This window comes from Pantoea sp. GM_Pan_4 (assembly GCF_026541005.1).
Classification (GTDB): Bacteria; Pseudomonadota; Gammaproteobacteria; order Enterobacterales; family Enterobacteriaceae; genus Pantoea; species Pantoea dispersa.
Map to the genome: position 1 here is coordinate 378464 of NZ_JALNUZ010000002.1, position 12650 is coordinate 391113.

Sequence of the window (12650 nt, forward strand, 5' to 3'; positions counted from 1 at the left end):
AAATATTGAAATGTAAAGTTAATTACGTACAAAGAACTAATATTATATATAAAGAATCGTAGGGGTATTTTATGACAAGTGCAGACATTAGATCAATTTCTTTTAAGATATTTCAGCGTAGGTTGACTGCGGAAGTTAGAAGCTATTGGTATTGCAGAACATCTTTTGAGTATACGAAAAGGTGGTGGGAAGAAAATGATAAGTATAAGTATTTTAATTTAATCACACAATACCCAGGTGATAATACCACTTTGCATAGTAGTATTGATATTTCACCTTCAGAGTATTTACAAACAAAAGATGATGTGCTTTGGTCAGTAAGAGGAAATGCCTTAACTAATATAGTAACTGCCTTTGAAACTTATCTGTATTATCAAACCAAAAGGGCAATATATATAAATCCTTCACTGATTGAGGAGTCTGGCATTGAGTTTACTGCCGGAGAGATTGCCACGTCATTCAGCCATTATGATCAACAAGACTGGCTTGCAGAACAAGTAGTTAGCAAATACATACGAAATAACAGCCATAGCAAAATGATTAAAAAAATCGACAAGCTAATTAGAGGAGGACTATCGAACGGAGAGAAAACTCTTATAGAGCGCTGGACTAGAAAAGTAACTTTGAGAAATGCGTTAATTCACAACGCAAAGCTAATCAACCTTGAACTTACAGAAGAGTGGCCTGAGAAATTCTCAAAAATCGGCCATGCAATTCAGCTTGATGACGGAGATATAATCAGAACGCAAAGTGTTGCTTTTAAGTTGGCTCAAAAAATTGACGAGCAATTTAATAGAGCTGTAATTTCTGATAATGATGCAAAGTTACTTGCGAGAGTGGCATACCTTCATAAAAGAGACCTCACTCATGGCCAAATAGCAGATATTGTATACAAAATATTAAATTATCCTTGCACAAAGGGTCACGTAGAGAGTGCTATTGCATATCAGAAACGAACTAGAGCTAGAATCGCTGATTTCACAATGATGGAAGAACTCATTATAGATTATTTGAAGCCGTAATAACCATCAGTTTTATATCTTGGTTGATAACTTCCTTACTTATTCCGTTGTGTGAGTAAGACCAATTTTAATTAATGGTGTGCATCATAATATAAGCAGTCTTCAACTCTAATAAATCAAATTTTTTACCAGCAAGTTAAGATTGTTCAAGCAAAATTAATAAAGTGGCAATTTTATATTAAATTTGCAGAGTCGGATTTAAACCTGCCGCGCCACTCTCGCGGCTTGCCTGCTTACTACAGCGCACAAAGTCGAGCTTTGTACGCTGTCGTCCAGCTTACAAATACTTCTTAAATGAAGCAGTCAGCACCGCCAGCGCCATGTCCAGCATCAGCGCAGCAGGCAGCAACAATAGATTTGGATACACAGCCGATGGCCACGAGAGATACACCATACAGGGCACATAGAACGCGGGTTTTACGAAGCGTTTGACAGGGTGATAAACAAAGCTGGATTCATATGCAGCACCATAACGCCGCAGATCTCTACGTCCCAGACCATCGACCACCGCGACCAGCACTACCATCAGAAACAACGGTATTGAAAGCATCAAAATCGTCACGCTAATCAGCGTAACCACAGCAACTTATACCGTCGCTAGCAGATATTCATGCAGCACCGATGCCAGCCAGCGGCTACCGGCACTCAATCCGGTAGCAACTGCATTCCCGCCGCTTTCCATTGCCAGATTCTGCTGCGCGATCCATTTCTGCAGGCCGCTATCGACAACCAGCCACTGATAACCCTGTGTTACCCAGGCAGTGACCGTCACCGTGGGCTGTAACAGCAGCAGGTTGCGCGTGAACTCAGTGGAGAGATAGCCGCTCTCAATCTGCATCACTTGCTGACTATGCGCCGCGCCTTGCTCCGTCCAGAAGAAAGCAATGCCGATATACTCCATTACCAGGCTGAAAAACAGCGACGCCAGCAGCATGCCGACCAGCTTCCACGGCCATCCCCATGACAGATTAAACAGAAAGCCATGCTCTTTAGACTGCTGAACGCGGGCTGGCGGCGCTGAAGTATTTTGGTGGTGGCATTAATCACCTCCCGGCGGTTCTGCGCCAGCAGCACCAGACCACCAGGCTTCACTGGTGCGGTAATTGCGTTGCATCTCTGCAGCGATCTTCTGCAAGCTTTCTAGCATCAAATCGGTTTTATTATCAGCAGGCAGTGGCCTACGAATCTTGCATAGCTGACCACCTTCTAACAGTGCGAAAGCCTGGCCTTTGGACAGGTTGATGGTGTCAGCGGGAGTGAGTATCGGCGTTTTCACCATGCTCACACGATCCTGCGTGTTTAAAATGAAAACAGTGACTTGCTCCTGGTTGGTGATATCGGTGTAACCCGAAACCAGCGTTTTGGAATACACATCCACTTCAGGCAGTTAACTGGTTAGCAGTTCGGCGGTGCGGTTCTCACGCACTCGCAGCAGTGCCAGAGAAAAGATGATGAACAGTTGAAGCAGCATCAGCGCTGCATGGGGTACTCCATGCAATCCAGCGAATCCCATCACTGGGCTGGTACCTGCTGGCTCAGTGAATGCTCGGTGATCAGCATCGGGTAATGTTCCAACTTGAGGCTGCGCGCCAAATCGCTACCTGATACCGGTGCGAGATGCAGATCGGGCGCAATCTGGCGCAACTGCTGCAAGGATGCCGAGCTGCTTACGTTGACCACCATCCCAACCGCACCACGACGGCTGAGCGGTTCAGCGTTACGTGATAGCCATTCTTGCGATTGAGCATCATCGCTAACCAGAAACAGCGCACCAATTCCTGGTAGTTTCAGCGCGCGCGGCTCAATGATGCCGGGAGTGAGTTCAGTGTTGCCACTGGCAACACTGAACCTTCACTGTAAAAAGGTTGGATTGACTGCTGTTGCGACTGAGGCTCAGCGTTGATTCCCTCATAGAACGGCGATGCCGATCGTCCGCCGAGATCCGCGATAACGTTGAGTTCCGCATGTGAGATAAATGGCAGTGCGGCAATGGCGCCAGCCAGCATCAATTTATTCATTGCTGCCTCCGGGGTTCTGTCCAGATGATTTCGGTTGAAGGGGTTTGGTTACTCGCGAGATTGGCAGGAGCCGAAGTTGTAATTGGCCGAGGCTGAATTGGCGAGAGTGAGGCCAATTTTTGGCTGACAATCTGCCGATAGCGTGCAGCCGGTTTGTCGCCAGCCGGATGGTGATAGCAGCCAGCCGCTTTCAACCAACTGCCGGGCTGCGTTCCCAGCACTCGCGAAGAATGCGCGCCGCTGCGTTCAGGTTGATATACGGATTAAACGCATCCCATGTTAAGCTGAAGCGATGGCCATTCCAGCCGAGATTGACCTGCGCGATGCCGACATCGATTCTCTTAAGCGGATGGATTTTCATAAACTGCTGTAGCGCCTGCCAAGCTGCTAGCCCGGTAGCCTTAATGGTACAGGGCCACGGGCGCGTGCCGTGTGGCAACTGGTGTGATGACTCTGCCAATGTCAGTGAGCTCAGTGATTCAGCAGACACGCCATGTTGCAGCGCTACTTTCTGATAACCTGACGGCACGCTTTGCATGTTGGTTGACGCCAGTGAGTTGGCGGCACTCAACAACAAAGCGGCGGTTAGAACGCTGCGATATGCCATCCGCTTTCTCCCTGTTGGAGAAGGACCGGCATGATGCCGTTGCCGTAACGCATCCAGCGGCCTGCGTCGTGATTCAGAGTTATGCGACGCTCGCGAACTTGTTCGGCGGGGATGCGGTGCTGTTGCGCCCAGTTGCGGAGTTTCTGATCGCTGCCTTCACTATCGACAAGATAGATATCTACGGGGCGTTTATCAGCGAGAACGGCGGAGAGTCGGATATTGCAGCGCTGGCAATCTCCTTCACGCACGAACAGCACCAGGCGGCCACCGGAGTCATGCGCGATACCATCTGCGTTGCCCATATTAACCGGCAGCATGTTGGGCACAAGGCGCTTCCAAGCCGCATCGACTTCGCGCTGAAATTTGAGTTCTTTTTCGGTACGCTCGTATTCATGTTTTACCCAAAGTTCGGCGTAGTGGCGGGGCTCGGCATCGTTGCGAGCTTCGATGCCAAAAGCGGTGAGTTTATCTATGTTAGGGGATAACTTTCCTCTCAATCCTCTTATTAATTCATCGTATCTGAGGGAGTCGCTTGAATTTGTTGAGCTTTCTGTACTTATGATACAGAATCTGTTTCTGTTTGATTGATCTCTAAAGCTTTTTACTCAGAAAATAGTAAGCACGATAACGCACAAGTGTTTGATATAGAGAGATATTTCATTGTTCGGCACTTATTGTTAATTGAGGTGATATGAACATCGCATGTAAGAAGAACAAAGAGTTAATTAACTTCTCATACGAACATTTTCATTGATAAGTCAGCTTTGCCCAACTTGCCTAAAGAGCTGTAAAAAATTAGTGCACTTTTGTGAAATGTTTGTTTGCACTCTTATGCCACTGGGACTTATCTTAGGTCGTTAGACATAATTCTAATTGATGATTTGATATGGAGAATCAAATGGTTGATTTTAGTGATAAATTATTAAAATCCAATCCGTTAGGCGATACCACTGCTGAGAATGACAACCGCATGCTGTCTGAGGCATTTATCGAAACTGCTGATTTTAGAACTCTCATTGAATCCGATGATAGAACTGTTGTGGTTGGCCGAAGGGGAACTGGTAAAAGTGCTCTTTTCTATCAGTTGAATAAGCATTGGGAAAGAGATAAAACAACGAAAGTTTTTACATTCTCTCCTGAAGATACTCAAATTATAGGATTTAGATCACTTTTAAGACCCTTTTCTGATTCTTTTAATTTATCGAGAGCAGCTACAAGGATTTTATGGAAGTACTCTCTATTGATGGAAATAGTTTCATATTTTCATTCACACTATAAATTATCCACAAATATAAAGTCTGACCCTGAGTTGCGAGCGCACATTGATAGATGGATTTCAGTGCGCGGAGATGTTCTTAAAAAATGTCGTACAATAGCGGCTGAGTTTCTTTCTAACTCTGACCCCGAATCCTCAATTGGTGATCTTCAGTATGAACTGGAATTATCAATGATTGAGGACAAGGTGGTTAAGGCATTAGATAAGAACGAAAAAAATATTGTTATACTGATGGATAGGCTAGATGAAGGATATGAGCCAGATTCAATAGGTATTGGTATTATTGCTGGATTGACTTATGCTTCAATTGAGCTGAACAAGAAAACCAAATATATTAGACCCATTATATTCCTAAGGGATAATATATTTCGTGCGCTCGCTAAACTAGATCCTGATTATTCAAGGAATGTTGAAGGTCAAGTAATTAGATTACATTGGGATTGGGCTCAACTGTTAGGTCTTGCGGCAAAGCGGCTGAAAATTCATTTCTCGCTCGATATTGAAAAGGACCAGCGCGTGTGGGATCGATGTGTGGCTGGTGAGTTAGTTGGTCGAGAAGGATTCAAACGTTGTTTGCAGTTCACTTTGTATAGACCTAGAGATTTGCTATCTCTTTTGAATGAAGCTTTTTTCTGTGCTTTTCGCCACCAAAGGCATACCGCTGTACAAGATGACCTTGAATACGCCGCCAAATCAATATCAATAGCGCGCTTAGAAGATCTTTGGAAAGAATATCAAAAGATATTTCCTTCAATTCATATTTGTACCAATGCCTTTAAGTCTGCTGAGCCTGAGCAGACAGTTGCTATAGCTAGAAGAAAAATAGACGCTGCATTTGAAGCAATTAGTGAGTCTGAAGACCCGAAGTTAGAATCAGAGTTTAGCTTGTTAAAGTCTTCAGGAATATTGCAAAGTCTCTATAGTGTGGGTTTCTTTGGTATTAAGGATAAGAACTCAGGAGCATATTCCTTTTGTCATGATGGGAGAACGCCTGACAAAGGATTTAATGACACTGATAAGATATTGATCCATCCTTGTTACTGGCTAGGGTTGAATTTGAATAAGGATGCCTTATCTCCCGACGAGGCTCAAGAAATAAATGATGAATATGAAATCAAGGTGGTTTCTGAAAACTCAGACGTTCGCAACGCAAAAATAGGACAGATAGTTACTCATTTGAACCAAATCCCCACGGGTAAAGAGGGTGATTCAGAATTTGAGCTTTGGTGTTTGGATGCGCTAAGAATTATTTTTGCAGCGCACTTGATGGATATAAAACACCATCCAAACGGCGCATCAGTTCAGCGTCGTGATATTATAGGGACGAATAGAGGGAAATCTGATTTTTGGGGCCGTGTATTAAATGATTACAAATCACGACATATTGTGTTTGATGCTAAAAATTACGTTGACATCGGTCCCACAGAATACAGGCAGTTACAATCTTATTTGACTGGGGTGTATGGAAAATTAGGTTTCATAATTAATAGAGACGAGACCGAGCAATTGCATGCAGGAAAAGAGCTTGATTGGACTAAAGAAATGTTCCAGTCACATAATGTGATCATCATGAAATTCCCTGCGAAGTATATCGCTAAGCTATTGCAAAAATTAAGAAGCCCAGAAAGACATGATGTGATTGATGAGCAAATGAGTAAACTGCTGACGCTTTATGAAACAAGCTATCTAAGTATTAAGTCATCAAGAGCGTCCAAATCATCCCGTAAAAGCTAATAAGAAAATGCCCTGAGATAACGCAGGGCATTTTTAAAATGAGTTTTTAACATAAATTTGGTTTGATTTAGCTTAAGACGGTGACGTTGCTTCCACACGTTCAGCCTTATAAACCATCACCTGACCAATTTTAATCCAATCGACCTTCATCAGCCTAGCTTTCAGTCTAACCCGCTGCTCGCCCGCATGATCACCTTTGTTGAGCGTGAAAATTTTAGACGTCAGGTTGCTGAAGGTAAACCCAGGCAGCAATTTCTGATCCTCGTCTACGGCTATCTGGCAGCGGCTTATAAGGTCCGTTGCTTCCTTACCGGCGACAGTGGCATCAAAGCGCACATAGGTAGGGTTGTCAGTAGGGCCGCTCAGCGCATTAATCACCACGCTGAGGATGCCATCATTCAGGGTTTCAATTCTGCGAATGTTGCTCAAATAACCTAGGCCCTTAATGTTGAGATTGCAGTATTCAGCTTTGGTAGAAGTGGTGTTGTTTGCAGCGTTGTTGGTAGTGGTAACAGTCATGATGTTTACTTCAGGAGTGGGTAACTAGTCACACAGAAACATTCATCCCTGCCGGATAAAAGCATTCCGTCATAAAACCTGGATAGCTTTGCCGCGCTGACTGGTAAGTGCAAAGTACCCCACCAGCAAAGTGATCACACAGCAGGTAGCAAGTCGCCCACTAAATCTTAGGTACTTTTATCAGTTTATAAGGCTCAGCACGACATAACCTGCTCAGGAGTTAGATGAGTATTTGGCAAACGTTTACCGCGACCTCATACATCAGATATAGAGTTAATCTACTGTAATATACAGAATAATATAAATTTCAACGGCACTCACAACCCCTCCCTCACTGCCAGAAATCCCAATCAACAATCGATAACCTGAAGCCAATATTTTGTTTATATTGTAGATATGAGATATATGTCGAAATCAGGAGTCAGCTATGGTCAGTGCGGTTAAACCGACTGAATTTGAAGTGATTGCGGTGTCTTCTGGCAATGTTTCTTACTCAACGAGCAGCGACGGACATGCCGACATCACCATCTCGGTTCCGGATTTAAGTGGCGCGCAGGAAGAGCTCTATTATGTCCTGAAGCTTCCAGCTTACATCGACGAGGTCGCATTTCAGATCGCGCTGGAGGCCGCTTTCCATGCGGTAGCGGGGCTGGAAAAGCTCACCGGTAAAAAACGGGACGAAATCCCTCCTGCTGCAAAGATAAAAAGCACAGGCAGAAGCAAGCCGGCAAGCAGTTCTAACACGGCACGACTTGAGAAGCTGAAGCAAACCATTCTTGATGATGCTGAATGGTTGCCTGCTCAGGAAGTCTCACGTCGCAGCGGCTCTGCCGTGGATATCAAAAATCCCAGCGGTCTACCGAACCGCTGGACGCGGGCCGATAAAATTTTTGCCATTACTTCTGAAGGCAAAGATCTTTATCCTGCTTACGCGCTGGACGTAGGCGGGCAACCGCTGCCGCAGATGAAGAAAATTATTCAGCTGTTTGGTGAAACAAAAACCCCCTGGTCACTGGCGCTCTGGTTTGGCTCACCGAATAGCTGGCTGGGAAATCAAAAACCGAAAGATCTTCTCGCCTCTGCGCCTGAACGGGTGCTGGAAGCGGTCGCGCGGGCAAAAGAGGGACCGGTACATGGATGAGAAAATAAAAACGCCAGCGGTAAATGACGATCTTACGGCCAGAATGGTGATCTGACCGAAGGCAAAACGATTTGCCGGGCACTCACTTCACAACGCCAGCTGAATATCCGTGGTTTCATCCTGCTGCGCCGGCACTGCGCAGCAGATCAGCACTTCATCCTGCGCCAGCGTGATGTCTGGCCGGGAAGGGTAAGTCACCGCACCTTTCACCAGTCTGGTCTTACAGCTGCCGCAATGTCCGGCGCGACAGCTGTAGGCCGGGCTCAGGCCGCGTGCTTCGGCCAGCTCCAGCAGCGTGCCGGACTGCGGCGTCCAGCGCGCTTCTTTCAGTGACTCTGTAAACACCACCGGCACCGCTTCGGTCGCCACCGGCGGCAGCGCGGCGGGCTCTGGCGCATCCTCCTGCTGACGCTGCAGCGACGACGGACCAAACGCTTCGGCGTGAATACGCGCGTCGGCAATGTTCAGGCCGCGCAGTCCGTCATACATCGCCTGAGTAAATGACGGCGGACCGCACAGATAGAAATCGTAATCGTTGAACGGCAGCACCTGCGACAGCAGCGCCATATCGATGCGTCCGGCAACGTCGTAATCCACGCCGGCTTCGGCTTCGCCCGGCTGGCTGAGCACCCGCACCAGTTTCAACGCACCTTCGCTGGCTGCCAGCAGCGCATCGATCTCACGCACAAACGGGCGTTCGGCCAGGTTACGCGCCGACTGCAGCAGATACACCGGACGCATCCGGCGTTTGCGTCGGCCTTCATAAATCAGGTGACGCAGCATCGCCAGCAGCGGCGTGATGCCGACGCCCGCCGCCAGCAGCACCGCTGGCCGCGTTTCGTGTGCATCAATAGTGAAATCACCGGCCGGTGCGCGCACCTCCAGCCGATCGCCGACGCGCAGGGCATCGTGCAGATACTGCGAGACGGCGCCGTCGCGCTTCACGCTGATGCGGTAATAACCGTCCGACGGCGCAACTGACAGCGTATATTGCCGAATCAGCGGCTTAGCGCTGCCCGGCAGCGTCAGGCGGATCGGCAGATGCTGGCCCGCCAGATGCGGCAGTACGCCAGCGCCATCATCCGGCATAAGATGAAACGAGCGAATCTGCGCGCTCTCATCGACAATTTGCGTGATGCGAAATGGTCGCCACTGCGCCGCCAGCTGCTGCGCCTGCAGGCGTTCGCTGGCGGACGGCCAGTCGCCGGTCATCAGCGAGGCGGGCGATATGCCGTCTGGCTGATCGGCCCAGCGCAGGGCGAGGGCAGCGCGCCGGCGCACGATGCGGCGCGCGCTAAAGCGCCACAGCCGCTCGGCTCCCTGAAAGGCCGCGATTTCGGCGGAATCGGTTATCACCGTGGCATCGCCGCTCATCTGCAATACATCGCCGCTCGCGTAGTCGATAAACAGCAGCCCGGCCTTGCCGTTGAGCACGATATTGCCGAGGGTGGAGAAGAACAGGTTGCCGTTGAAGTCCGGAATGGTCAGTACATCATCGGCACCGATGCGCACAAATCCGGCTTTGCCGCCGCGATGCGAAACGTCCACCTGACGGCGCGCCTGGTCGGCATAAGTGGTGACATAAAACGTGTCCGCCTGCCCGATGGCGGCGCGCGCGGCGTCATCCAGCGCGCTGAGCGTCTCAACCTCGCCCTGATAAGCCCTGCCGGGCGCATGGTCGAAGCGGAAATCGCGCAGCTGAATATAGCGCGGACAGTTGCCGAAGCTCTGGTCAACCTGCACGCGCAGGCCACCGCCAATCGCCGTCAGCACGCCGTTCATGCGGTTGCGCCGCCGCGTGTGCAGCTCGATGCCGAGCAGGCCCACCGGTGCGCCATCGGTCATCCCGGCGGACGCCGGATCGCTGGCGTCAGGGCGGGCCGCGATATCCAGTGTGGTGGCGTTGGGCGAGAAGATAAAACCGGGCTGGCCTTCCAGCAGCGTGGCCCAGGCATCACCCTGTGCATCAACGCTGCCGGCAACGATAAACGGCAGCTGCGCGTAAAAGTCACGATGCTGATCGGGCATGTAATCGCGGATCACGCGCTGCCCGACATCGGCCATACGTTCCGCCACCCCCGCCTGCTGCTGCAGCGCAATTTCACCGTCATGCCATACCGGCAGCGTAATCAGTTTCTCGCCCATGATGCTGGCTCCTGTCAGGCGCGCAGGCCGGCGGCGGTCTGCGGAAAAGGCACAAAGCCGGGCAGCGCTTCAATCCGGCGCAGCAGCTGATTCACCGCAGGGTAACCGGACATCTCGACGTTGCCTTCCGGGGCACCGGCCAGGTAGCTATATAAAGCGATGTCAGCAATGGTGGGATGGTCGCCCACCAGCCACTCACGCTGGCTGAGATGGCTTTCCAGCCGGGAAAGAATAAGATGCGCGCGCGCCAGCACCTCTTCAGCATTAAATCTGGCACCAAACACGGTAATCAGGCGCGCCGCCGCCGGACCGTAAGCCAGTTCACCGGCCGCTACCGACAGCCAGCGCTGCACCTGGGCGGCGCCCAGCGCATCTTCCGGCAGCCAGTCGCTGCGGTTAAATTTCTTCGCCAGGTACACCAGAATGGCATTGGAATCCGCGATATAAACGCCTTCGTCTTCCAGCACCGGCACCTGACCGAATGGGTTGATGGCGAGAAACGCCGGGGTTTTATGTTCGCCGCCAGGCAGGTCGACTTCGACCGTTTCATGCGCTATGCCGAGCAGTGACAGCGCCAGCAGTGCGCGGTGGGCGTGGCCGGAGAGCGCTAAATTGTACAGTTTCATCATGCGATTCCTCAGGTAGTGGCCGGGGTGATCCCGAGCCGTGGCCTAAGGTTCGCACAGCCGTATTGCTGGCAGAATAGCCAGATCTGCGAAGTCATTATTGCAAAAAGTGGAAGGATGCGGCCGGGTGCGCAGCAGGGCGCACCCGGCAGAGGGAGTGGTTCAGGAAGGCACGACGGCACTGCCGCTGGCGGCCTGCGCCTGCTGTTCGTTCTGCTGCTCTTCGCGCAGTTTCAGGCGATCCCACACGCGGAAAAACGGATAGTAGACCACCAGCGAAATCGTCAGGTTGACCACCTGCAACACCGTGCCGGAAATATGGCCGCCGGTGGCGAGATAGCCGCTGACGAAGATCGGCGTAGTGAAGGGCAGGGCGATGCCGGCCGGCGGCGCCACCAGACCGCTGCTCATTGCCGCCCACGAAACAATCACCAGCAGCACCGGCGTCAGGATAAACGGCAGAAACAGGTACGGGTTCATCACCAGCGGAATGCCGAACACCAGTGGCTCGCTGATGTTGAACAGCGCTGCCGGCGCGGCGATTTTCCCCAGCTGTTTCATCTGACGGCTGCGTGCGCGGATCAGCATAAAGATCACCAGTCCAAGCAGCGCGCCGGTGCCGCCGGGCGCAATCCATAAATCATAAAACTGCTGGGTAAAGATGTGCGGAATCGGCTGGTTATGCTGAAAGGCTTCGAGGTTTTCACTCATGTTCGACAGCCATACCGGCTGAATGAACACCAGCACGATGGCATCGCCGTGCAGGCCGAGCGTCCACAGAATGCCAATCAACAGCACTGAGAAAATCATCCCCGGCAGCGTGCCGCCGACGTGGTGCATCGGCAGTCCAATCACCGTGGCAATCAGATTGTTGATGTCGTGGAACGGTGAGGCTTCAACGGCCAGGCGCAGCAGCAGCACCACGGCCAGCACGCAGAAGCCGGGAACCAGCGCGAGGAACGATTTCGCCACCGCCGGCGGCACGCCCTCCGGCATCTTGATCACCAGGTTACGGCTGTGCACAAAGCGGTAGATTTCGGTGGAGAGCAGCGCAATCACAATCGCCACGAACAGGCCCTGACTGCCGATCAGTGAAATCGGCAGCACGCCGGTGACCAGCTGCGCGGGCGCGCCTTCAACCGGGGCGAACAGCGTCTGCTGCGGAATGGTCATCACAAACGCTACCAGCGCCATCGCGCCGCTGGTTAGCGGGTCGAGCGTGCGGTATTTCTCCGCCAGCCGGTAAGCGATGCCGAAGCTGGAGATCAGCGCCATGATGTCGTAGGTGGCACGCACCGGATAGAGCAGTTTATTGCGCCAGCTGTCGCCGAACAGGTCGGCCATCAGATGGCCCCACGCCGGGATCGGCAGGTAGGCGAAGATCAGAAAAAAGCTGCCGATCAGCATGAACGGCATGTTGAGAATGATGCCGTCCCGCACGGACAGCACATGCTTCTGCCCGGCCACCTTGAGCGCGGCGGGCAGCACATAACGTTCGATGATATTACGGTTGGACATAGGGCCTCCTTGGGCACAATGGCGCAACAAATTAACAGGTCAAT

Annotated in this window: 8 protein-coding genes and 4 pseudogenes; 3 read left to right on the forward strand and 9 right to left on the reverse strand. The window is 50.8% G+C overall.

Translation table 11 applies throughout. The annotated features are described in order from the left end of the window. The first annotated feature begins 71 nt into the window (after positions 1–71). Complete coding sequence (locus OXR61_RS07830) at positions 72–1022, forward strand: hypothetical protein (RefSeq protein WP_155519909.1); 951 nt, start codon at positions 72–74, stop codon at positions 1020–1022. 277 nt (positions 1023–1299) lie between these two features. Here the strand turns inward: OXR61_RS07830 and OXR61_RS07835 are convergent. From OXR61_RS07835 to OXR61_RS07855, 5 genes and pseudogenes are all read right to left on the reverse strand, one after another. Beyond that, positions 1300–2062, reverse strand: a pseudogene (locus OXR61_RS07835) (TIGR03747 family integrating conjugative element membrane protein). Further along, a pseudogene (locus OXR61_RS07840) lies at positions 2062–2466 on the reverse strand (conjugative coupling factor TraD, PFGI-1 class); the annotation flags it as partial. The pseudogenes OXR61_RS07840 and OXR61_RS07835, both read right to left, overlap by 1 nt. Positions 2467–2534: 68 nt before the next feature. Beyond that, positions 2535–3040: pseudogene (locus tag OXR61_RS07845) on the reverse strand (integrating conjugative element protein). Further along, positions 3037–3647 (reverse strand): annotated as a pseudogene (locus tag OXR61_RS07850) (lytic transglycosylase domain-containing protein). The pseudogenes OXR61_RS07845 and OXR61_RS07850 overlap by 4 nt, the downstream one beginning before the upstream one ends. Further along, complete coding sequence (locus tag OXR61_RS07855; RefSeq protein ID WP_230857096.1) at positions 3626–4207, reverse strand: TIGR03759 family integrating conjugative element protein; 582 nt, start codon at positions 4205–4207, stop codon at positions 3626–3628. The pseudogene OXR61_RS07850 and the gene OXR61_RS07855 overlap by 22 nt, the downstream one beginning before the upstream one ends. Positions 4208–4545: 338 nt before the next feature. Between OXR61_RS07855 and OXR61_RS07860 the strand changes: the two genes are divergently transcribed. Continuing rightward, complete coding sequence (locus OXR61_RS07860; protein WP_031279719.1) at positions 4546–6657, forward strand: hypothetical protein; 2112 nt, start codon at positions 4546–4548, stop codon at positions 6655–6657. Positions 6658–6729: 72 nt separating this feature from the next. Here OXR61_RS07860 and OXR61_RS07865 read toward each other — a convergent pair whose 3' ends face one another. Beyond that, positions 6730–7176 (reverse strand): STY4534 family ICE replication protein, encoded by a 447-nt coding sequence (locus OXR61_RS07865; protein ID WP_021507634.1) that lies wholly within the window; start codon positions 7174–7176, stop codon positions 6730–6732. 427 nt (positions 7177–7603) lie between these two features. Between OXR61_RS07865 and OXR61_RS07870 the strand changes: the two genes are divergently transcribed. After that, on the forward strand, positions 7604–8317 hold the full coding sequence (locus tag OXR61_RS07870) for a hypothetical protein (protein ID WP_267411680.1): 714 nt from the start codon (positions 7604–7606) through the stop codon (positions 8315–8317). 87 nt (positions 8318–8404) lie between these two features. Here OXR61_RS07870 and OXR61_RS07875 read toward each other — a convergent pair whose 3' ends face one another. The 3 genes from OXR61_RS07875 to celB form a co-directional block, all read right to left on the reverse strand. Further along, the gene (locus tag OXR61_RS07875) at positions 8405–10462 is read right to left on the reverse strand and encodes a pyridoxamine 5'-phosphate oxidase family protein (protein ID WP_021507632.1); all 2058 of its coding nucleotides are present in this window, start codon (positions 10460–10462) and stop codon (positions 8405–8407) included. A 14-nt stretch (positions 10463–10476) separates the two neighbouring features. Continuing rightward, positions 10477–11088 (reverse strand): glutathione S-transferase, encoded by a 612-nt coding sequence (locus OXR61_RS07880; protein ID WP_021507631.1) that lies wholly within the window; start codon positions 11086–11088, stop codon positions 10477–10479. 162 nt (positions 11089–11250) lie between these two features. After that, positions 11251–12606, reverse strand: coding sequence for a PTS cellobiose transporter subunit IIC (celB, locus tag OXR61_RS07885; RefSeq protein ID WP_021507630.1), 1356 nt, complete (start codon positions 12604–12606; stop codon positions 11251–11253). Positions 12607–12650: the final 44 nt, after the last annotated feature.

Coding starts and splice junctions, on each gene's coding strand:
- OXR61_RS07830 (WP_155519909.1), top strand. CDS start 72: ATGACAAGTGCAGACATTAGATCAATTTCTTTTAAGATATTTCAGCGT.
- OXR61_RS07860 (WP_031279719.1), top strand. CDS start 4,546: ATGGTTGATTTTAGTGATAAATTATTAAAATCCAATCCGTTAGGCGAT.
- OXR61_RS07865 (WP_021507634.1), bottom strand. CDS start 7,176: ATGACTGTTACCACTACCAACAACGCTGCAAACAACACCACTTCTACC.
- OXR61_RS07870 (WP_267411680.1), top strand. CDS start 7,604: ATGGTCAGTGCGGTTAAACCGACTGAATTTGAAGTGATTGCGGTGTCT.
- OXR61_RS07875 (WP_021507632.1), bottom strand. CDS start 10,462: ATGGGCGAGAAACTGATTACGCTGCCGGTATGGCATGACGGTGAAATT.
- OXR61_RS07880 (WP_021507631.1), bottom strand. CDS start 11,088: ATGAAACTGTACAATTTAGCGCTCTCCGGCCACGCCCACCGCGCACTG.
- celB (WP_021507630.1), bottom strand. CDS start 12,606: ATGTCCAACCGTAATATCATCGAACGTTATGTGCTGCCCGCCGCGCTC.